At 68.7% G+C, this 21,578-nt stretch carries 11 protein-coding genes and 3 rRNA genes (1 of these 14 running past the window's edge); 9 read left to right on the top strand and 5 right to left on the bottom strand.

What is annotated here, in order from left to right; translation table 11 throughout:
* From AB0K35_RS08825 to AB0K35_RS08810, 4 genes are all read left to right on the top strand, one after another.
* Window positions 1-296: ribosomal RNA gene (locus AB0K35_RS08825) — 16S ribosomal RNA — on the top strand; its annotated part reaches 1,013 nt to the left of the window's first position; the annotation flags it as partial.
* Window positions 297-676: 380 nt separating this feature from the next.
* Window positions 677-3,785: ribosomal RNA gene (locus AB0K35_RS08820) — 23S ribosomal RNA — on the top strand.
* Between the two features lie 85 nt (window positions 3,786-3,870).
* A 5S ribosomal RNA gene (rrf, locus tag AB0K35_RS08815) occupies window positions 3,871-3,987 on the top strand.
* A gap of 478 nt (window positions 3,988-4,465) precedes the next feature.
* Window positions 4,466-4,726, top strand: a complete 261-nt coding sequence (locus tag AB0K35_RS08810; protein WP_238672020.1) for a hypothetical protein — start codon at window positions 4,466-4,468, stop codon at window positions 4,724-4,726.
* Between the two features lie 279 nt (window positions 4,727-5,005).
* Here the strand turns inward: AB0K35_RS08810 and AB0K35_RS08805 are convergent, their stop codons facing one another.
* Entirely contained in the window at window positions 5,006-6,826 is a 1,821-nt protein-coding gene (locus AB0K35_RS08805) for a VanW family protein (protein WP_363884476.1), read from the bottom strand.
* Between the two features lie 182 nt (window positions 6,827-7,008).
* On the opposite strand from AB0K35_RS08805, the gene nudC reads away from it, so the two are divergent.
* Window positions 7,009-7,926 carry an NAD(+) diphosphatase gene (gene nudC, locus AB0K35_RS08800; protein ID WP_238672018.1) on the top strand — a complete coding sequence of 306 codons (918 nt, stop codon included), beginning with the start codon at window positions 7,009-7,011 and terminating at the stop codon, window positions 7,924-7,926.
* Here the strand turns inward: nudC and AB0K35_RS08795 are convergent.
* Entirely contained in the window at window positions 7,823-9,163 is a 1,341-nt protein-coding gene (locus AB0K35_RS08795; RefSeq protein WP_363884474.1) for a polysaccharide biosynthesis protein, read from the bottom strand. The two genes, nudC and AB0K35_RS08795, sit on opposite strands and share 104 nt — an antisense overlap.
* On the bottom strand, window positions 9,160-13,626 hold the full coding sequence (locus AB0K35_RS08790; RefSeq protein WP_363884472.1) for an alpha-(1->3)-arabinofuranosyltransferase: 4,467 nt from the start codon (window positions 13,624-13,626) through the stop codon (window positions 9,160-9,162). The genes AB0K35_RS08795 and AB0K35_RS08790 overlap by 4 nt, the downstream gene beginning before the upstream one ends.
* A 161-nt stretch (window positions 13,627-13,787) precedes the next feature.
* Between AB0K35_RS08790 and AB0K35_RS08785 the strand changes: the two genes are divergently transcribed.
* Genes AB0K35_RS08785 through AB0K35_RS08775 form a run of 3 tightly spaced genes read left to right on the top strand, consistent with a single transcriptional unit; the run spans window position 13,788 to window position 17,647 of the window.
* Complete coding sequence (locus AB0K35_RS08785) at window positions 13,788-15,671, top strand: hypothetical protein (protein WP_363884470.1); 1,884 nt, start codon at window positions 13,788-13,790, stop codon at window positions 15,669-15,671.
* Window positions 15,672-17,417 carry a hypothetical protein gene (locus tag AB0K35_RS08780; RefSeq protein ID WP_363884468.1) on the top strand — a complete coding sequence of 582 codons (1,746 nt, stop codon included), beginning with the start codon at window positions 15,672-15,674 and terminating at the stop codon, window positions 17,415-17,417.
* A gap of 35 nt (window positions 17,418-17,452) precedes the next feature.
* A complete protein-coding gene (locus tag AB0K35_RS08775; protein WP_238667311.1) occupies window positions 17,453-17,647 on the top strand; it encodes a hypothetical protein in 195 nt (64 codons plus the stop codon).
* Here the strand turns inward: AB0K35_RS08775 and AB0K35_RS08770 are convergent.
* Both AB0K35_RS08770 and AB0K35_RS08765 read right to left on the bottom strand, forming a co-directional pair.
* Window positions 17,632-18,810 (bottom strand): glycosyltransferase family 4 protein, encoded by a 1,179-nt coding sequence (locus AB0K35_RS08770; protein WP_238667322.1) that lies wholly within the window; start codon window positions 18,808-18,810, stop codon window positions 17,632-17,634. The two genes, AB0K35_RS08775 and AB0K35_RS08770, sit on opposite strands and share 16 nt — an antisense overlap.
* A gap of 109 nt (window positions 18,811-18,919) precedes the next feature.
* Window positions 18,920-20,185 (bottom strand): acyltransferase, encoded by a 1,266-nt coding sequence (locus tag AB0K35_RS08765; protein WP_363884466.1) that lies wholly within the window; start codon window positions 20,183-20,185, stop codon window positions 18,920-18,922.
* Between the two features lie 111 nt (window positions 20,186-20,296).
* Here AB0K35_RS08765 and AB0K35_RS08760 point away from each other — a divergent pair, with 111 nt between their 5' ends.
* On the top strand, window positions 20,297-21,493 hold the full coding sequence (locus AB0K35_RS08760; protein WP_363884464.1) for a DUF3068 domain-containing protein: 1,197 nt from the start codon (window positions 20,297-20,299) through the stop codon (window positions 21,491-21,493).
* Window positions 21,494-21,578: the final 85 nt, after the last annotated feature.

Here is a 21,578-nt window from a genome sequence, read left to right as displayed (position 1 = left end):
CAATGGGCTGCGATACCGTGAGGTGGAGCGAATCCCAAAAAGCCGGTCTCAGTTCGGATCGGGGTCTGCAACTCGACCCCGTGAAGTCGGAGTCGCTAGTAATCGCAGATCAGCAACGCTGCGGTGAATACGTTCCCGGGCCTTGTACACACCGCCCGTCACGTCACGAAAGTCGGCAACACCCGAAGCCGGTGGCCCAACCCTTGTGGAGGGAGCCGTCGAAGGTGGGGCTGGCGATTGGGACGAAGTCGTAACAAGGTAGCCGTACCGGAAGGTGCGGCTGGATCACCTCCTTTCTAAGGAGCACCTTCACCTGAAAGGGTGCAAGGAGCCCGCGGTCCACGAATGTTGGGTCGGGGTGCTCAGATGGCGGAGACACTGGCAAGTTTTTCCTCGGCAACGGTCGGGTTCACCTAGTACAGCTGCTCTTTGGGGTGGTGGGAACGGATGGTCTCGGTGCGGCTGAGGAGGGATGTAGGCACCCTGTTGGGTCCTGAAGGAACAACCGTTGGTTGTTGTTTCAGAGACGCGCCGGCCTCCTGTGTGGGGGCTGGAAGTCTGCCAGGCATGGCCTGGCCTCACATACCGCCAACTGTTGTTGGGTTTGGTGTGGGGCGGATCGGGTTGTGGGTTGGTCGTTTGTTGAGAATTGCACAGTGGACGCGAGCATCTTTGTGGTCAAGTTGTCAAGGGCGAACGGTGAATGCCTTGGCACCAGGAGCCGATGAAGGACGTGGGAGGCCGCGATAGGCCTGGGGGAGCTGTCAACCAAGCTGTGATCCCAGGGTGTCCGAATGGGGAAACCTGGCACCAGTCATGTGGTGTCACCCACACCTGAACACATAGGGTGTGTGGAGGGAACGCGGGGAAGTGAAACATCTCAGTACCCGTAGGAAGAGAAAACAATTTAGTGATTCCGTGAGTAGTGGCGAGCGAAAGCGGATCGAGGCTAAACCGGCTGCGTGTGATACCTGTCAGGGGTTGCGTGGTCGGGGTTGTGGGACCCTGCTGAACAAGCTGACACTTGTTCGAGAAGTTACAAAGTCAGTGGCTAGTCGAACAGTCTGGAATGGCTGACCGTAGACGGTGAGAGTCCGGTAGGTGAAAGTTGCTGACCTTCTGTGGGTGTTCCCGAGTAGCGGCGGACCCCTGAAATCTGCCGTGAATCTGCCAGGACCACCTGGTAAGCCTAAATACTTCCTGGTGACCGATAGCGGACAAGTACCGTGAGGGAATGGTGAAAAGTACCCCGGGAGGGGAGTGAAATAGTACCTGAAACCGTTCGCCTACAATCCGTCGGAGCCTTGCGGGGTGACGGCGTGCCTTTTGAAGAATGAGCCTGCGAGTTAGTGGCATGTGGCGAGGTTAACCCGTGTGGGGGAGCCGTAGCGAAAGCGAGTCTGAATAGGGCGATTCAGTCGCGTGTCCTAGACCCGAAGCGGAGTGATCTAGCCATGGGCAGGCTGAAGCGCGGGTAAGACCGCGTGGAGGGCCGAACCCACCAATGTTGAAAAATTGGGGGATGACCTGTGGTTAGGGGTGAAAGGCCAATCAAACTCCGTGATAGCTGGTTCTCCCCGAAATGCATTTAGGTGCAGCGTCGCGTGTTTCTTGCCGGAGGTAGAGCACTGGATGGTCTAGGGGGCCCACAAGCTTACCGAAATCAGCCAAACTCCGAATGCCGGTAAGTGAGAGCGCGGCAGTGAGACTGCGGGGGATAAGCTTCGTAGTCGAGAGGGAAACAGCCCAGATCACCAGCTAAGGCCCCTAAGCGTGTGCTAAGTGGAAAAGGATGTGGGGTCGCATAGACAACCAGGAGGTTGGCTTAGAAGCAGCCACCCTTTAAAGAGTGCGTAATAGCTCACTGGTCAAGTGGTTCCGCGCCGACAATGTAGCGGGGCTCAAGCACACCGCCGAAGCTGTGGCATTCACATTTTATCCTCGCTTGGACTTGATTCCTTGTGCAGGTGTGTGGATGGGTAGGGGAGCGTCGTGCCGCGAGTGAAGCAGCGGGGTGACCCAGTTGTGGACGCGGCACGAGTGAGAATGCAGGCATGAGTAGCGAAAGAAGGGTGAGAAACCCTTCCGCCGGATGACCAAGGGTTCCAGGGCCAGGCTAATCCGCCCTGGGTGAGTCGGGACCTAAGGCGAGGCCGAGAGGCGTAGTCGATGGACAACGGGTTGATATTCCCGTACCCGCGAAAGAGCGTCCCTGATGAACCTCGTTGTGCTAACCACCCAAACCATCCAAGACCTTCGGGTTGAGGGTGGGGAGCGTGGGAACCTGATGGGTAGTAGTCAAGCGATGGGGTGACGCAGGAAGGTAGCTGAGCCCGGCCGGTGGTTGTGCCGGGGTAAGCGTGTAGGCCGTGTTGTAGGCAAATCCGCAACACACATAGGCTGAGACGTGATGCCGAGCCGATTCAGGTGAAGTCAGTGATCCTATGCTGCCGAGAAAAGCCTCTAGCGAGTTCTTAGCGGCCCGTACCCCAAACCGACACAGGTGGTCAGGTAGAGAATACCGAGGCGATCGGGCGAACTGTGGTTAAGGAACTCGGCAAATTGCCCCCGTAACTTAGGGAGAAGGGGGGCCGGAGACGTGAAGCCCCGCGCGGGTGGAGCGTTGTATGGCCGCAGAGAGCAGGGGGAAGCGACTGTTTACTAAAAACACAGGTCCATGCGAAGAAGTAATTCGATGTATATGGACTGACGCCTGCCCGGTGCTGGAACGTTAAGGGGACCTGTTAGCTCTTCGGGGCGAAGCGGAGAACTTAAGCGCCAGTAAACGGCGGTGGTAACTATAACCATCCTAAGGTAGCGAAATTCCTTGTCGGGTAAGTTCCGACCTGCACGAATGGCGTAACGACTTCCCCACTGTCTCAACCACAGGCCCGGCGAAATTGCAGTACGAGTAAAGATGCTCGTTACGCGCGGCAGGACGGAAAGACCCCGGGACCTTTACTATAGCTTGACATTGGTACTCGAATTAGCTTGTGTAGGATAGGTGGGAGCCGGTGAAGTCCATACGCCAGTATGGGTGGAGGCAATCTTGAAATACCACTCTGGTTGATTTGGGTATCTAACTTCGGACCGTTATCCGGTTCAGGGACAGTGTCTGGTGGGTAGTTTAACTGGGGCGGTTGCCTCCTAAAAGGTAACGGAGGCGCCCAAAGGTTCCCTCAGCCTGGTTGGCAATCAGGTGTTGAGTGCAAGTACACAAGGGAGCTTGACTGTGAGACTGACAGGTCGAGCAGGGACGAAAGTCGGGACTAGTGATCCGGCACTTGCGAGTGGAAGCGGTGTCGCTCAACGGATAAAAGGTACCCCGGGGATAACAGGCTGATCTTCCCCAAGAGTCCATATCGACGGGATGGTTTGGCACCTCGATGTCGGCTCGTCGCATCCTGGGGCTGTAGCAGGTCCCAAGGGTTGGGCTGTTCGCCCATTAAAGCGGTACGCGAGCTGGGTTTAGAACGTCGTGAGACAGTTCGGTCCCTATCCGCCGTGCGCGTAGGATACTTGAGAAGGGCTGTCCCTAGTACGAGAGGACCGGGACGGACGAACCTCTGGTGTGCCAGTTGTCCTGCCAAGGGCACGGCTGGTTAGCTACGTTCGGAAGGGATAACCGCTGAAAGCATCTAAGCGGGAAGCCTGCTTCAAGATGAGGTATCCCACCCACTTTGTGGGGTAAGGCCCCCAGCTAGACGACTGGGTTGATAGGCCGGAAATGTAAGCCCGGTAACGGGTTCAGTTGACCGGTACTAATAGGCCGAGGACTTGACTACTAAGCTGCTACGCGTCCACTGTGCAACTCTGAACAAGCGAACACCCGTGTCGTGGTGCCGGGGTTGTTTGATATGTTCATAGAGTTACGGCGGTCATGGCGGAGGGGAAACGCCCGGTTACATTCCGAACCCGGAAGCTAAGCCCTCCAGCGCCGATGGTACTGCACTCGTGAGGGTGTGGGAGAGTAGGACGCCGCCGGACAATCTTTCAGAAAGGGCCACCCCTGTTGGGGGTGGCCCTTTCTGCATTTCCCTTTTCCCCGTTTCCCTTTCCTGGTTGATCGCGACCTCGGTTCTCTGGCAATCGGGGTTACCTGGACGTTAGTGAGGCGGGTCAGGGGTCCGAGCCGCCCCGGCGCCCGCAAGGTCACGCTCGATCCTGGTTGTAGTGGTGTCCGCGCCTCATGAGGCCACTACATCCAGGATGTTGCGCGATCTTGCGGCCGGCCGGCCGCCATGGCGGCAGTCAGCGCCACTCGCGGTCAGCAGGTGAGCAGTCCGGGCCTGCGCTGCCCCCACCCCGAACCCGCGCTCCCCCTCATCCCGCGATCTTGCAGTTTCTGCGGCGATAAACCGGCTCATAGTTCGTGTTTCGACGACCAAAAGTGCAAGATCGCGGCGGTTCGGGGCTGGGCTTGGCGGCCAGGGCTGGGCCTGGCGCCCAGGGTTAGGCTCGGCCTGTGGATGAGGTTCTGATATCTGCGGTCTTCGCGGGCTGCGTTGCGGCGGTCCTGGGCATCCTCTGGTGGCTCGCGTCCCGGGTCCGTCGTCGTGGCATTGGTGGTGAGGTCATGGGCCCGTTCGAGGAGATGTGGCACCCCGCGGCGCACCGCTTCCGGGCCGAGATCCGGGTGCAGGAGACTCGCACGGTGCCGATGCCGCCGCAGGGCGGCAAGCGCAATGGGAGCGCAACGGGCACGACGGCAACACCGCCGAACTGACCCCAGAATTGTGCTGACCCAGAGCGCAGCTGACCCAGACCTGAGCTGATCCCAGAGCACGGCCGATCCAGACCTGGGCTGATCCCAGACCTGGGCTGACCCAGAGCTGGGCTGACCCAGAGCAGGGCCGACCCCAGACCTGGGCTGACCCAGAGCAGGGCTGACCCAGAGCAGGGCTGACCCAGAGCACGGCTGACCCAGAGCACGGCTGACCCAGAGCACGGCCGACCTTAGAGCCGGGCTGATCTCAGAGCAGGGGCGAACCGGAGCGGACGGGCCTCAGGACGTCTTCGGCGCGCAGACGTAGCGGGGCTCAGCGTCGTAGCGCCAGGTGAACTTCTCCCGCTTGACCACCACGCCGCCCTTCTTGATGACCCGGAAGGCGTCCTGGGTGAAGCCGTTGATGCCGTTGGTCTCGATGCACGAGGGGCCGGGAGTCAGATGGATCTGCTTCGGTGTCGTGATGTTGCGGCGCGGCCCGTACTCGGTCTTCACGCTGTCGTAGATCTTCGTGCTCCAGATCGACACGGTGATCGTGCTGGACGTGTACGACGTGTCGATGAGTACGCCGTACTCGGTGTTGTTGCGGAACTTGAAGTCCAGGTTCGGCCAGAAGATCGTGGACTCGATGACCGCCGGGTACCTGTCGAACCAGTACGAGTGCGGCTTGTGCTCGACGTCCTCCAGGCCGGCGTAGTAGGTCGCGTTGAACAGCGTGGTGGTGAACTGGGAGGTGCCGCCTCCGACGCCCGGCACGAGCTTGCCGTCGAGGATGACAGGTGCGTCCCGGTAGCCCTGGGCGTAGCCGCGCTCGCCGGTGTGCCCGTTGAGCGAGAACGTCTTCCCAGGTAGTACGACGGTGCCGTCCACCTTCTTCGCGATGGTCGCGATGTTCTGGCTGCGGGAGGAGGCCATGCCGCCGGTGAACCGGGTGGTGAATGTCGACACCCGTTCCTTGATGCCCAGGCCGGCGAGCTTCTCCCCGGTCAGTTGCGGCGGCGTCGGCTTCAACTCGCCGGTCACCTCGCGGCCGTCCGCCTTCGGTAGTGCTGCCAGCAGGTCTCGGCTGAGGGCTGCCGTGTCCAGTTGCTGCCCGGATTGCCCCTCCTTGACGGTGGGCCGGCCGCCGGAAATCGTCATCGTCGCGTCCTTCGGTGGCACCTCGATGGCGGCCAGTTTGTCGCCGAGCGCCGCCCGCAGCCGTTTGACGTCCACCGAGGGGGTGAGCTTGCCGGTCTTGTCGGCAGCGAAGCGGAGGCTCTTCGCGATGGCGGCGGGCGGGATCGTCACCTGGCCTTTGTTGGTGCGCAGGGTGACCGGTGCGGCGACCGCCGGCTTCGCCAGTTCGGTGACCATCCGGTCCAACTCCTCCGGAGTGGTCGCCGGGTGAGTCTCGACCAGGGGCACTGTGACCGGGGCGCCCGCCAACCAGCCGGTGCGGACCACCTCGGCGGAGCGCTCCGGGTTCAGAGCCAGCCCGGGCTTGGGCTGTACGACCTTCGGCGTGGTGCCCTGATAGGTGATAGCCGGCATGGTCATGCCCTGGGCCTGGTTGCCGAGCACCTTACGTAGCGCGTCGTCCAACCGGCCCACGTCGACGGTCACCACCGGCTCGACGGTGCGGGAGCCGACCAACCGGCTGACCGGGTGCGCGTCGGCCTCGGCGGCTGCCGCGACGGTCGCCGGCACGTCGACGGTCAGCCCCACGTCGGCGGGGTTGATCTCGGCGGTGCGCCCGTCGACGGTGACCTTCAGTGGCGTGGCCAACTCCGCCGCCCGCCGGTCCAGCTCGGCCCGCAACTCCCGGTCGGCGTCCGCGCGGCTCCGGCCGCCCAGTTCGGTGCCGAGCACGCTGGTGCCACGGGGAACATCACCGGCGTACGCCCAGGCGCCGGCACCCGCCACGGCGGCGAGGACGCCACCGGTGATGCCGGCGGCGAGCAGCATGCGCACCCGACGCGGCCGGCGCGGGCCACCGTCCGGCTCGCCGGGAGCGGCTGTGGTGACCGGCTCAGCTCCGTCGTCCGGCCAGGTGACAGCGGTGACCTGCACGGTGGGCCGGTCGTCGGCGGGTGGACTGTTTTCGCCGTACAGCGTCACTGCAACCTCGATCGCCAGGGTGCCGCGGGAGGTCCTCCCTCCCGGAGGCACCTACGGTAACGAATGCCCGGCCGTCCTCGTCGGCTGCGCCCGTCAGGCGCTGCTACCGCGTGTCGTTCGGCGTGTCGCAGTGGTCCGGGGGCGGTGCCGACGGCCGACCACCGACGTGGCACGGTGACCGGGTGGGCACTGCGGAGCGGGTGTTGGCGTACGGGGGCGGATCGCTGGACCGGGCGGGACCATTGCGCACCGACCCGACGCGGTTGGGCGCGCTGCTCACCGACGCGACCAGCGTGCTGCTGCCGATGTGGCGGGACCGTTGTCTCGTGGACGGGCACGGGCCGGTTCGGCTCAGTGCGGAGCGCGCGGCGCTGGTCCGGTCCGCCGCCGGCGAGACCGTCTTCCTGGGGCTCGATGGGGAGGCCGCCGTGTTCGCCGCGGACCTCTCCGCGCTCCCCGAGCGGTCCGCCGTCGAGATGACCGGCGCGGTGCGGTCCGTGGACGTGCGAGCCCTGGTCGGGCGGCTCGAACCCGGCGACGCGGCCGACCTGGCGTACGCCAGGGGTTTGTTGCACTGGCACCGGCAGCAGCGATTCTGCGGGACGTGCGGCGCGCCGGCCGTTGTCGGCGGCGGCGGGCACCTGCGGACCTGCACCGGCACGGAGTGCGGACGTCTGCTGTTCCCCCGGATCGAACCGGCCATCATCGTGTTGGTCGAGGCACCCGGGCGGTCGGGGCGCTGTCTGCTGGCCCGGCACGCGGGCGCGGCCGAGGACGCGTACTCGACGCTGGCCGGCTTCGTCGAGATCGGCGAGAGCCTGGAGGACGCGGTCCGTCGGGAGATGGGCGAGGAGGCTGGCGTGACCGTCACCGATGTGACCTACCAGGGGTCACAGGCGTGGCCGTTCCCCGCCGGCCTGATGGTGGGCTTCCGGGCCACCGCCACCTCCGACGAGGTACGCGTGGACGGCGAGGAGTTGCTGGAGGCGCGCTGGTTCACCCGGGCGGAGTTGCGGGACCGGGCGGCCTCGGGTCGTCCGCTCGGTCGGGTGGACTCGATCGACCACCGGCTGCTGACGGACTGGCTCGCGGAGGGCTAGTCGGCTCGGCCGCCGGAGCCGGCGCGGGCCGACGGGCCGTGACCGCCATCAGCGCGGTGGTGACGATGGCCGTGCCCACTGCCGCGAGGAGCAGACCGGGGACGGTGTGGGGCCGGAGGGTCGCGGCGACGACCACAAGGCCGGCCACGCCCACCCACAGCGGTGCCGCCGCCCAGCGCGCGCCGGCCGCGAGGCGGTCGTTGAGCAGCACGAACGTCACCGCGTAGAGCGCACCGACCGCCGCGAAGAGGGGCGCGTACCGGCCCAGGTGGTCGTAGTCGGGCCCACCGGCGAGGCGGAAGGCGAGCCCTCCGGCGAGCGTCGAGGCGAGGACCAGCACCACTCCACACCCGCCTGTCACCGCGAGCGCAACCGTTCGGCTGCGCCGGTCACCGCGGGCCAGGCGCGGTAGGGCGAGGACGGCGGCGACCTGCGGTGCCCAGAGTGCGCCCTTGCTCAGGACGGTGCCGACCGAGTACGCCCCGGAATCCGACGGGGACAGCAGTTGCCGGGACAGCAGCAGGTCGGCGTAGGAGACGACGAGCATCGCCAGTGTCGCACCACAGCCGGCGACGACCTGGGCGACGGTCAGCCGTGGGGCGGTGGACGACAGGTGGGGCTCGCGGGCGAGTCGGGCCAGCACCGCAGGGGTGAGGGCGGCGGTCAACGCGCCGACAGCCAGCGCGCCGGTCGGTCCCGCGCCGAGCAGCAACCCGGCGATCACGCCGCCGTAGCGGCCGGCGGCGAGCACTGCCATCCCGATGGCGAGTCGTACGAACCGTTGGCCACCCTGCAACTCTCCGAGGGACCGGGAGGAGAGCACTATCGCCGCGGTGGTGACCGCCAGCAGCGCGGGCATCTCGACCGGGAGATCCAGGGCGGTGACCAGCAGTGGTGTAGCCGCGACGAGGGCTCCCGCGCACACTGCGGCGGTGACGGCGGTGAGCCGTCGAGTGTCTGACGCGCCGTGCCGGGCGCGGTGCACGGCGACGGCCAGTTGCAGGCCGAGCCCGGGCACACCGACGATGGCCACCAGACCGAGGGCGGTGGCGAGCGCGCTGAGGTCGGCCGGGTCGAGCCGCCGGGCGGCCAGGACCGGCACCAGGTAGGCCAGGCCGTTGACCAGGACCCCGGCCACTGTGACGCTGACCCCGGCAGCGCCGAGGCCCGTACTCCATCCGCGTGTCGACTCCGTCTGGGCTGTCGTTTCCCGACGGACGGGTCGTCGGGGGCTCACGTGATCTCGGAGAAGGTCGGGAGCTGCCCGTCGGCTGGCCCGGCCGACGGGCCGGACCTCGCCGGCTCGGCCACATCGTGCTCGGCCGCGACCGGCCCGGTCCCGTCCGGCTCGGCCGCGACCGGCCCGGTCCCGTCCGGCTCGGCCGCGACCGGCCCGGTCCCGTCCGGCTCGGCCGGGTACGGATCCTGTCTCTCCGCGACCAGCGCAGCCGCTGCAACGGCTGAGGTCCCGGCGGTTGGAGTGGGCCGGCGTACCGGGCGTCGGCGGGCGGCGGTGGAGAGCCAGAGGGCACCCAGGGCGGCGACGACAGTGAGTTGCACCAACGCGTCGGTGTTCCGCCGCGTCGAGTCGAGGTAGAGCAACCCGGCGAGCAGGACGAGCGCGCCGGGGAGCCAGGTCTCGACGGCCCGGCTGAGCATCCTGGCCCGACGTGGGTCGGCCGGCCACTGCAGGCGACGTGGGCCGGGTACCGCCAGCATGAATCCCGCCGCGACCAGCAGACCGCCGATGAGGCCGCTCCACAGCACAAGCGCGGCGGCCCCGACTGCCAGCAGCGGCAGCGAGCGGGTGACCCGACGTCGGCCGCGTGGTCTGACGGTCGCCGAGGTTCGCCCGGTGGGCTGTCGGGCGGGCACCACAGCGAGCAGGACCACCACCGCGAGCAGGATGCCGCCGAGGAGAAGCCCGAGGCGGTACGGCGTGTCCGGAGCGAAACGCAGCAGCACCTCCCCGGAGGCGCCGGCGGGAAGGATCCAGCCCTGCTGCCACCCGTCCACCACCAGTGGCTTCAACGTCCGCCCGCCAATGGTGGCCTGCCAGCCGGTGTTGGTGTTCTCCCGTACGGCGAGCACCCGGTCGACGGGGTGACTGGCCACCCGTACCCGTCGTTCGGTGGCCGCCCAGGATTCGATCTCGGCGGCGCTGGCGGTGGCGGTCGCCGCGGCCGGCGTGGTCGTCTTCGGAACCAGGGCGACCCTGGTGGGTGAGGCCAGCTGGCTCGGGGTGGCGACGACACGGTGCTCCCCGCGGCCCAGGTCAAGCTGCCGGGGCGTGTCCCGGCCGCACGGCGTCACCGGCATCTCGCGCATTTCCAGCAGGTCGCGGAGCGTGCCCCGCAGCGTGGTGGTCACCCGCGCCGCGCCGACCTGGAGCGTCGGCCCCGATCCGCAGGCCAGCGACACCGGTGTGTCGAGGCGCGGTCCGACTGTGGGTGCTCCGGGTAGCACCGTCACCTCGCCGACCGCGACCGGCAACCGCTCGGGCAACCGCAGTTTGTACGGGTCGGTGCTGGTGGCGGACGGCTTGTCGAGGAACTGGATGGTGATCTCGTCGGTCCGCATCGGCGGGTCCAGGCGGAGCAGCCCGTCGTCGCCGAGCAGGCTGCTGCGGAAGCCGTCGTCGCCGACCACGCGAACACTGCCGAGACGGGTGGCGGCTGTCTTGTCGTCGGCCGAGAAGCGGAGCCCGGTGATGGTCTGCGGCTTGAGCCACTTGAGTCGCAGGATCGGCGCCTCGTCGTCGATCGCCGGTGACCAACTGGTGGCCGGGTTCCCGTCGAGCGCCGCCCCGGCCCGGCCGGTCGGGTCGGGCACGGCAGTGGACGAGGCGCTGATCTGCGCCGCGAGGCGCAGCGGCTGCGCGTCGGTCACCAGCTTGTCGAGGGCGTTGTCCAGGTCCGGGCCGGCCGTCGGCCGCGCCCACAGCTTGGCGTCGTACGCGCCGGCGGCTGGCAGGCTCAGGGTCCGGTCGATGGTGGACCCGTCCTCGGAACCACGGATGGCGTCGCTGGAGCAGCGCGGGTGCCCGTCGACGGAGAAGCAGGCCGGCGTGGTGGGTGCCGCGGACACGACGACGGTCGCCGGCCGGTCGGTGACCGGTGCGGTGGGCAGGACCAGGGTGCGGCTGGTCTGGATGCCCGGAATCTTGATCTCCGCGACACCGACCGATCCGTTTCCGAACGGGCGCAGGTCGTACGCGCTGTCGACCGAGACCCGGACCTCGCGGGTGGCGTGGACGCCGGGCAGTTCGAACACCATGTGGTCGCTGAACTGTTCGATGGTGCTGCTCTCGTACCCGGCGCTGACTGTCACCGTCGTGGGCAGGGCATCGGCCTTCAGGTCGAACCACACCTCGACCCGGGTGACAGTCGTCGGGTTGGCGAGGCCCACCTCGATCCACTGTTGGTCGCTGGGCGAGTACGGCGCGGACTGCCAGGAGGTCGCCGGGTTGCCGTCCATCGCCGCGTACGGCTGGTGTTCGGGGCGGGCACCGCCGGGGGCGTCGACCTGCGAACGGGCGGTGGAGGTGCGGATCGTGTCGATGCCCTCGAAACGGGCGACTGTGGAGTGTTCAGCACCCCAGTCGGGCAGGTAGTCGTGGGCGGGCGCGGTGACGTCGAAGGTGTCGTCGGCGGTCATCGTCTGTGAGGTGTTGTCACGCAGCCCGCCGAACGACACGTCCCGCCTGCGCAGACCGTCGGTCATCGCCACCGGTCCGGCAACGTCGCCGGTCGACGCGTCGCCGGCCAGGACGGTGGGCGCCGAGCCGAGCTGCCCGGCCGCGGCGAGGTCGAGCAGTGATTCGGGGCCACCGACCACTGTCGTCACGGCGGCTCTGTCGTAGGCGACCACCGGCTCGACGGGCCTGTCGACCCGGTAGACCTCCAGCGCCCGGACGGGCACGTCGAGTCCGTGGTCGCGGAACTCGTCGGGGGACGACGGCCCTCCGCGCAGGGGGCCGAAGGACGTGACGCGGGTCAGCCCGGGTGAGCGCTCCAGCGCCTGCCGGACCACAGCCGGGCGGGCCGTGTCGGAGCGGCCGTGGTCGAGGTCGGCGCGGAACAGGACGTGACTGATTCCGGATCGGGCCAGCAGGTCCGCCAGGCCGGTCGACCCGGCGCCGGTGGCGAGCGTCGACTCGATCACGTCCAGTAGTCGGATCGTGGTCGGTGGGGTGAAGGGGATGGCGTTGCGTACTGCCCACCGGCTGTTGAGCAGCGGCTGGGTGATCTCGTCGGTGGTGTTGCCCCAGTCGTACGACGGGAAACGCGCCCCGGGTACGACGAGCACCCGCCCGCGTCCCGTGTTCGCGTCGAGCCAGTCGGTGGCGTCGTGCCAGTAGCCGGGCACCTCCTTGACGCTGCCCGGGGTGGCGAGACCGCCCGCGAGGGCGGGTGTGGCGACCGCCGTGACGGCGATGATCGCGGCACCTGCGGTCAGCCAGGCTCGTGCGACGGTTCGCTGACGGTGCCGCGCGGGCGCGGTGCGCGCCGCCCGGACGGCCAGCCCGATCAGGTGCGCCATGCCCAGGCACACTGGTAGGCGGAGCAGGACGTCGAACTTGTGCACGTTGCGCAGGGGTGCGCCGACGCCGTCGAGGAACTCCCGCTGTGGCCCGGCGAGGATGTTCGGCAGGTCGCCGACGTGCCCGAGACCGACGAGCGCGACGCCGAGCACCAGACCGGTGATGAGGAACCGGCGGTGCGGCATCCCCCGTCGGGACAGCCCGAGCACACCGAGGGCGGCGACCGCCAGGGTGGCGGCGACCAGCACCGCCTCGTTGGCGAGTCGCGCGCCGGACGGGATGGTCGGTCCGAACGGGGAGGCAAGGTAGGCGACCCAGTAGGAGGCACCGCGCAGGGTGGTCACCCCGTCGGTGACGCTGGTGGTGTTTCGGGCGGTCTCGATGTAGTCCAGGAAGGGTGGGCTGTACCGCCCGAGGACCAGCAGCGGAACCAACCACCACGCGGTGGCCAGGGCCACCGCGCCACACCAGGCGGCGATGGCGGTGACCCGGCGGCGTACGGGCTGGACGGTGGCGAGCCAGAGCAGGGCCAGTGGCACCACCGCGAACACGGCGGTGGCGTTGACCCCACCGGCGCAGGCGACGGCGAGGGCCGAGGCCGCGACGGCGCGTCGCAGTCGCGTGCCGGCGGCGAGACCGACAAGTGGAATGAGCACCCAGGGGGCGACGGCGCTGGGCCAGGCTTCCACCGAGGACCAGCCGAGCTGGGTGAGGATGCGCGGTGACAGCGCGAAGGCGACGCCGGCGATCATGCGCCCGGCGGGCGTTCCGATGGTGAGCCGGCCCGCCAGGCGCACCGCCCCCAGGTAGGCGACACAGAAGAGCAGTGCCCACCACAGCCGCTGCACCACCCACGGCGCGAGGCCGGACTCCGACCCGAGCAGGAAGAACGGGCCCATCGGCCAGAGATAGCCGTACGCCTGGTTCTGTAGTTGGCCGAACGTGCCGGTGGGATCCCACAGGTGCAGCGAGCGGAGCAGCCACCCGGCCGGGTTGACGTTCAGGTCGACCTTGGTGTCCGGGACGACCTGGCCCGGGGCCTGCTGGAAGGCGAGGGCGGTGAGAGCGATGCAGATGACCAGGTGCCGGAACCGTCGGGCCGTGTGCCGGCTCCGGCTGGACCCCGGTGCGGCGCCACTGGCCACCTCTGCACGCATTTCGGCTCCTGTCTTCACCGGCCGGACGCGCACCTGCAGCCGACGACTGTCGCGCGACGTTATCCGGACCGGGCACGGACGGGCGACCAGGGGCGCTGCGGTGGCGTTATCGGGAGAACGGCCGTCCCCACGGCGTGTAAGCGTGTGGCAGGCTGCCGACCATGTCAATGCCAGAAGCTGAGGCCGAGACGCATCCGGAACGCGTCGCGTCCGACGGCGACGGGCCCGGGCCGATCGGCCGATGGCTCCGCGCCGACCCCGTCCGCGCCGTGGCGATCGCCCTCATCGCGGTGTCCGTCGCCTGGCGCGCCGGCCTCGCCGCCCGTGGCTGGTTCTCGCAGGACGAGTTCGTCATCGCCGCCCAGGTCCTCGACACCGGGCTGGACGCGGACTACCTCCTGCGTACGTTCAACAACCACCTCATGCCGGGCGGCCTGTTGGTGGCGTGGGCGATGGTGCGGGCGGCGGGCTTCGCCACCTGGCCGTGGGTGTTGCTGCTGGCTGTTGGCCAGGCGGCGACCGGGATCGCCGTGTACCGGTTGTTGCGCGATCTGCTCCGGCCCGGCTGGGGTCTGCTCATTCCGCTGTGCCTGTTCGTGTTCAGCCCGCTGACGCTTGAGGTCTCCTCGCTGTGGTTGGTCGGGCTGCTCGTGCTGCCGATGCAGTTGGCGCTGGTCATGGCGGTGACAGCCCAGGTCCGGTACGTGCGGACGGGTCGCCTGCGGCACCTCGTGGCGGTCGCGCTGTGGCTGGTTTTCGGCCTGCTCTTCGACACCAAGTCCCTGCTGATCGTGCCGCTGCTGTTCCTGCTGACCGTCTTCCTTTTCACCTCCGGTGGCGTGTGGCGCAGTCTCGCGGCGGCGATCCGCCGGCACTGGCCGGCCTGGCTGGTGCTCAGCGCGCTGTCGGGGGGATACCTGGCGTTCTACCTGACCCGCCCCTCCGGTGAACTGCGGGACCCGACCTCGGTCGGTCCGGTCCTCAACTTCCTCGGTGACCTGGTCGGCGAGACAGTGGTGCCGGGTCTGCTCGGAGGTCCCTGGCGCTGGACCTACGCCGGTGACGGTCCCCCGCTCGTCGATCCGTACGACATCGCCAAGTGGTTGTCGTGGGCGGTGTTGGCGACGCTCGTCGTGGTCACCGTCCGGCGGCGTCCGTCGGCCGGCCGGGCCTGGCTGTTGCTCACCTCCTACCTCGGCCTGGTCGCCGCGCTGTTCGCCATCACCCGGCTGGGTGGGCCGCTCGGCCCACTGATCGGTGTCGTCCCCCGGTACGTCGCCGACGTGGTGCTGGTCGCCGCGATCTGTGTGGGTGCGGCCCTGCTGGGGATCAAGGACACCGACGAGGACGAGGTGTCGGCGTGGCCGGTGCCGACGGTCCTGCGGGAGCCGGGCGCGTTCGCTGTCGGCCTGGTCTCGATGATCGTCGTCCTGGTGACCATTGGCGTGGGCACCCTGTGGAGCACTGCCCGTTTCGGCGACAACTGGAGTACGAAGTACGGGCGGGACTATCTCGCGACGACGCAGGCTGAGCTGGCCGCTGCGCCGCCGGGCACCGTCTTCTTCGACACCGCGGTCCCGGACCGGGTGATCGCCGGCTACTTCTGGCCGGACAATCTCCAGTCGCACTTCTTCCGCCCGGCCGAGCGTCGACCCACCTTCGTGACGGAGGCCGCGCGCCCGTCGACGTTCGATGATCTCGGCCGGATCCGTCCGGTGGTGGTCCAGGGTCGGAAGATCGTGCCCGGTCCGGTGGACGGTTGCGGACACCTGGCCCAGGGCGGCCGACCCACTCGGATCCCGTTGGACGGGTACCTGGTGGAGTGGCCGTACGTGGTGCACTTCGGCTATCTCAGCTCGGGTGACTCGACAGCGCTGTTCCGGCTCGGGGACGCCACCCGCGAGATCACTCTGCGACGTGGGCTGAACGACCTGTTCTTCCTGTTGGAGGGTGCGGGGGACGCCGTCGAGGTCACCGTCCAAACGCCGGAGGTCGGGGTGTGCACCGAGTTGATCACGGTGGGCCGGGCGGTGCCGGCATCGTGAATGGTTGAGCCGACCGACGGCGTCGAGGCCGCACCGGTTCGGCGGACGCCCGACACGCTGTCGCTGTACGCGGTCGCGGCGGCGGTCACCGTGGTGGTGCTGGCCCCGCTGGCGGCACCCGGCTACGCGTTGCTGTACGACATGGTGTTCGTACCCCGGCAGCCGTTGACCTGGGATCTCGTCGCCCCGGCGCAGAGTTTGCCCCGGGCGGTGCCGATGGACGCGCTGGTCTCGCTGGTCACCCAACTCGTGCCGGGCTGGGCGGTGCAGCGGTTGGCGCTCGCCGGGGCGGTCTTCCTCGCGGCGGTCGGCGCCGGCCGGTTGGTGCCGACCGAACGGCGTGCGGTCCGGCTGTTCGCCGCGTTGGCGTACGCGTGGTCGCCGTACCTCGCCGAGCGGCTGCTGATCGGGCAGTGGGGGCTGCTGCTCGCGTACGCCGCGCTGCCCTGGCTGGTGCGGGCGGCGCTGGACCTGCGGGCCGGGCGCGACGGCGCGCTCGCCCGGGTGGTGCTCGCCGCCGCTCCCGCCGCCATCACGCCGACCGGTGGTCTGATTGCGCTGGGCACGGTGCTGGTGCTGACGTCGGACCGGATGCGCGCGCCCCGGTCGCTGCTGGTGTCGCAGCGGATGCATCCGCACCGGTCCCGGCAGGCGTTGGCCGCGGTCGGAGTGCTCAACGCCCCCTGGGTGGTAGCGGCAGTGGTCACCGGCGCCGGGGGTTCCTCGGACCCGGCGGGGGTGGCGGCGTTCGCGGCGCGTGCGGAGAACTGGGCGGGCCCGCTGGTGGCGCTGGCCGGCACCGGCGGTATCTGGAGCGCGCAGGCCACCCCAGCCAGTCGCGCGACGCCACTGGTGCCGGTGGCGACGGTTGTGCTGCTGATCCTGGCCGGTGTCGGTGCGGGCCTGCTGCGGCGTCGGCTGCCCCCGGGTGGAGCGGCGCGCCTGGCGGTGCTCGCCGGGACCGGTTGTCTGCTCGCCGCCTTCGGGTTGCTCCCCGGCGGGGATGCCGCGTTGCGCTGGGCGGTGGTGCACCTGCCCGGCGCGGGGCTGCTGCGGGATGGGCAGAAGTTCCTGGCACCGTACGCCCTGCTGCTGGTGGTGTGCGCGGCGTTGGGGGCCGAGCGGCTGGTGGCCCGGATCGACCGGGAGGTGGCCGCGGTGATCCTGGTCGGGCTGCTGTTCCTGCCGGTGGCGGTCCTGCCGGACCTGGCATTCGGCGGTGCCGGTCGGCTTCGTCCGGTGAGCTATCCGGCGGAGTGGCAGCGGGTGGCCGAGCACATCGAGGAGGAGCCGGGGGAGATCCTCTCGTTGCCGCTGAGCGCCTACCGGGCGTACCCGTGGAACCCTGGTCGGGTTGTTCTGGACCCGGCGCCGCGCCACCTGCCGGGGACGGTGCTGACCGACGACACGCTCCGGGTCGGCGACGTCGCCGTGGCCGGTGAGAACCCGCGCGTCCGCGAGATACGCCGGGCGCTGGCCGAGGGGCGGCCGGTCTGGACCACCGGCGTGCGCTGGGTCCTGGTGCAGCACGAGGTCTCCGGCGAGGTGGATCCTCAGGTACTCGGCGGCCTCGAGCGCGTCCACGACGGACAGTTCCTGACGCTGTACCGCAACCCGGAGACCGTGCTGCAACCGGGCGGGTCCGGACTGGCCCGACTGGCGGTGGTGGCGGCCCTCAGCGCTGCCCTTCTGGTGGTCATCGCTGCCGCCGTTTCGGCACTACACCGGCGAGCTACCGCGTGGTAACGTCCGCTCGCACGTCTCGCCATTGGAGGATTGGCATGCGTAGAGCTCTGACCCTGGTCGTGTCTGGCCTGGTGGCGGCGTTGCTGGGGATCCTGGCTCTCGGCGGGATCTCGGCCGCCGCGACCGCCACCGACGAGGAGGCCGCAAAGGAGGCCAAGCTCGTCACGGAGGCGGCCAAGCGGGCCGGTAAGAAGGACCCGTACGCCCCAGCGGTTTACGGCGACAGGTAGGACGGCTCGCCCCGCTGCTGCACTGGGCGGGGCGACTCCACACCGGTGAGGATCGCCTCGAAGCGCCCACCCGCGGCCTGCCAGGTGAAGCTGGCGGCGTGCTCCCGGGCCTGGGCGCCCATCTCCCGCCGCAGCTCATCCCGGTGCAGAAGCGTGCGCACCTTCATCAGGTAGTCGTCGATGTCGTCGGCCAGCAGGCCGGTACGCCCGTCGACGACAGCTTCGGCGACTCCGCCCGCTCCCCGGAACGCCACAGTCGGGGTGCCCGCCGAACCCGCCTCCACGATCGTGAGGCCCCAGCCCTCCTTGAGCGACGGGGTCAGGGCCACCCAGGCCGAGGCGAGCAGGGCGGCCTTCTCCTCCTCGGTCACGAAGCCCCGGAAGTCCACCCGCTCGGTGATGTCCAGCTCCGCGGCGAGTTCACGCAGGTGCGACTCCCACCAGCCCTGGCCGGCGACGATCAGACGTAGTTGGGGCAGTTCGTCGGCGAGGGCCGCGACGGCCCGCAGCGCCACCTCCACCCGCTTGTGCGGCACCAGACGGTTCAGCGTCACGAGCAGCGGGAACGTAGCCCGTTCGGCGTCGGTGCGGGGCAGCGTCGGGGTGCCGTTGTGCACCACGGAGACCTGCTCCGGCGGCACTCCGAGCTCTGCCAACTCCCGGCGGGTCGCCTCGGAGACGGTGACGTACCGGCACCGCTGGTAGACGCGTACGGCGAGCGACGATTCGACCCACCAGCCGAACCGGGCCGCCCACTGTGGAAGCACAACGGGCCACTGCTCGCGGTGCACGTGGTGGATCAGCTTGACCACCGGGCGTCGTGCCCACAGCGGGGAGAGGAAGGGCAACCCGTTGCAGACGTCGACCAGGACGTCGGGCCGGCCGCCGCGGCGGGCCGCCAGCGGGCCGATGCCCAGCGCGCCCGCGACGTAACAGAGTGCCGCCCAGAGGTAGACGCTGTGTCGGCCGCCGCGCCGTACCAGCCGTACGCCCGTCTCGTTGACCTCGTCGGCGGGAGCCTGGCTGTGGGCGGCGCAGAAGAGAGTGGCACGGAATCCGCGCGCGACCAGTTCGGCGGCGATCCGTTCGACGTACACCTCGGAACCGCCGCCCTCGGGGTTGCGGGTGTCTCGCCAGTTGAGGAACAACACGTGTCCGGGCATGCCGAAGCGACGCTCCACGCGAACCCTACTCTCAAGTAATTTAGCGACCCGCGTCACATTAGGGGCTGGTGTGCCGGCCGGCAATGCCCCGATGGGCCAACGCTGGGCGCTACCCGCCGACGGTGGGCACCGGCGTGCCAGCCGCGACGGTCGGCGGCGTGGTGGCCGGTGCGCCCACGTCGGCGGCGGGAGTCCCGGGCGTCTGCCCACGCCCTGCGGATCGGCGTCGACCCTGCGACCCGAGCAGTTGCAGGGGCCGCTCGACGCCGTAGTAGCTGACCGCTGCGTACACCAGGCCGAAGGCCATGGTGAGGGCGAAGGTGTTGAGCAGCCCGCCGGTGAACAGCTGTCGGTCGCCGACAAGGTAGATGAGTTCGATGACCATGGGGTGCCACAGGAACAGCCCGTACGAGACCGTGCCGAGCCACCGGGCGGACGAGCTGCCGAAGATCTCCTTGGCCCGGCTCGGCCCGCCGAAGGCCACCGGGATCAGGATCAGCGCCGCGATCACGAGGTAGAGGGCCAGCTTGACGCCGAACTCGGCGGCCGTCGGCCTGCTGAGGTCGCGGGGGCCGGCGACGGGCGTCGTCGCGATCGCCATCAGGCCGACGGCGGCAGCCCAGCAGGTGACCGGCGCCGAGGCCAGGTCGTCAAGGACCCGGAAAGTCGCGGGCGCCGTCCCGGTGCGCAGGGCGACGTGCGCCGCCGCCAGTGCCATGCCGGCGCCGAACCATGCGGCGTACGAGGGGAACCACATGGTGTGCAGGGCGGTGTCGAGCCAGCCCAGCCCCATCAGGGTGAGCCACCCGGCGGTCACCAGCACGCTTCCGCTGACGATCACGATGGTCCGGACAGGACGCCAGGACCGGCCGACGGCGAGCACGGCGACCAGCGGCAGGATCAGGTAGAACACGACCTCGGTGGCGAGGCTCCAGGTCTGGCTGAGCCCGGCGCGCAGCTGCCCGGCCTGGTAGATCTGGGTGAAGGTGAGGTGGCGGATCCAGTCGCCGCCGGACGCCTGCCCGTTCTGCGGCAGGACGATCAGGCAGACCACTGTCGCCAACCAGTAGGCGGGCAGGATGCGCACTGCTCGCCGCCACAGGTAACGCTCGGCGCGGGGTCGCTTACGGCCCGTCGCGGCGTTGAGCGCCCACGGCCGAAACAGCAGAAACCCGGACAGAACGAAGAAGATGGCGACGCCGACGTCCAGTCGAGCCAGCCAGCCGCCCCAGGTGGTGTTCATGGTGACGGCGGTCTGGAACCCGACGTGGTGACCGACGACCGCAACCGCGCCGATTGCTCGCAGCGCGTCGAGGGCGGGAAGTCGGCCGGTTGCCGAAGGCTCCGAAACTGTTGGCGCGGCGGCTGTGGACATCTGGACATCCAGGGGGTCGCTTTGAAGGTGACCGGGGAGTAACCTCCCGCCATGTTAAGGATCGGGTGCCCCGGACAACAGGTCGTAGGGCGGCAGGTTACAGGAGGATGAGTGAAGCTTCGCGTGGGCGCCGCGCTCTTCGGGCTTGGCGTCTTATTGCTGGTCTTCGCGGCCGGGCTGCCGTTTTACGTGGCCCCCGCCGTGACCAAGCTCCCCTACGATCTTGAGCCAACGACGTCCGTCGCCGAGGCGAAGAACGCCAGGTTCCTGAAGATCACGGCCACCGGCAGCTCGGTGAGCATCGAGGTTCCGCAGGGCGACCTGGTGTCCAACGTGGAGGTCATCCCACAGCCCGACGACACCAAGGATCGGCTGCCCGCGGACCTCAAGGGTGACGCGGTGATCTGGGACGTCTACCAGACGGTCCGGCGCACCGACAACCAGGACGTGGTCAGCCAGTACAGCACCGAACTCGCTCTCTACCGGATCTCCGGTGCGGCCGCCTCGTGGAAGGAGCAGTGGCTCAACGAGACCGGGGCGGACGGGACTCCGGTCGGCAACGTGAAGTACACCGGCCAGATCTACAAGTTCCCGTTCGGCACTGCCAAGCGCGACTACCAGGTTTTCGACCGTGACCTGAAGCGGGCTGTCCCGGCCAAGTTCGTCGGCACCGAGAAGATCAAGGGCATCGAGGCGTACCGCTTCGAGCAGCGGATCGAGAACGAGGTGCTGGCCACCCCGGAGAGCAGCATCCAGACGCTGGTCGGCAAGTTCGCGCCGGGTGCCACCAACGGCCAGATCGTCTACAGCAACATCCGTACGCTCTGGGTCGACCCGGTCACCGGCTCCTACGTGAACGTGCGGGAGCAGCAGCACAAGGAGTTGCGCCCTGACACCGGCACCCCCACTGTGCTGTTGGACGCGGACTTCAACTACACCGACGACACGGTCAGCCGCAGTGTGGAGACGGTCAAGGAAAACCGCTTCAAGATCGGCCTGATCAGTTTCTGGGGCCCGATCGTCGCTGGTGTCCTCGGTCTGATCGCTGTCGTCTTCGGTGTGTGGCTGGTGACCCGACCCGAGGGTGGGACGGCCCGGCACCGCGCCGAGCCGGCGGTCGACGACCCGACGCCGACCCGGGTGGACCAGGAGCCGGTGCGCGACACGGACACCGTCGAGCAGCCAAGGCCGCAGCCGGTCGGCGGGCCACTGACCGACGAGATCCCGCCGGCTTCGACCAACTGGAAGTCGGAGGATCCGACCGTGCCGACCCAGCGTCCGGCTCCGGGCGAGGTGGAGCAGCGCTGACGCGCGTACGACAGGACGTACGACCGAGGGGTGGACCGCGAGGCGGTCCGCCCCTCGACCTGTGTGACAACCCGTACGACCTGCG

This window comes from Micromonospora sp. NPDC053740 (assembly GCF_040677775.1).
Taxonomy (GTDB): domain Bacteria; phylum Actinomycetota; class Actinomycetes; order Mycobacteriales; family Micromonosporaceae; genus Micromonospora; species Micromonospora alfalfae.
Note: the sequence above shows the minus strand (reverse complement) of the source record. Positions and strands in the feature narration are given on the sequence as shown.

Bases quoted from the DNA above. Each gene is read 5' to 3' on its own strand.
- AB0K35_RS08780 (WP_363884468.1), top strand. From the start codon at position 15,672: ATGGTTGAGCCGACCGACGGCGTCGAGGCCGCACCGGTTCGGCGGACG.
- AB0K35_RS08775 (WP_238667311.1), top strand. From the start codon at position 17,453: ATGCGTAGAGCTCTGACCCTGGTCGTGTCTGGCCTGGTGGCGGCGTTG.
- AB0K35_RS08790 (WP_363884472.1), bottom strand. From the start codon at position 13,626: ATGCGTGCAGAGGTGGCCAGTGGCGCCGCACCGGGGTCCAGCCGGAGC.
- AB0K35_RS08770 (WP_238667322.1), bottom strand. From the start codon at position 18,810: ATGCCCGGACACGTGTTGTTCCTCAACTGGCGAGACACCCGCAACCCC.
- AB0K35_RS08765 (WP_363884466.1), bottom strand. From the start codon at position 20,185: ATGTCCACAGCCGCCGCGCCAACAGTTTCGGAGCCTTCGGCAACCGGC.
- AB0K35_RS08785 (WP_363884470.1), top strand. From the start codon at position 13,788: ATGTCAATGCCAGAAGCTGAGGCCGAGACGCATCCGGAACGCGTCGCG.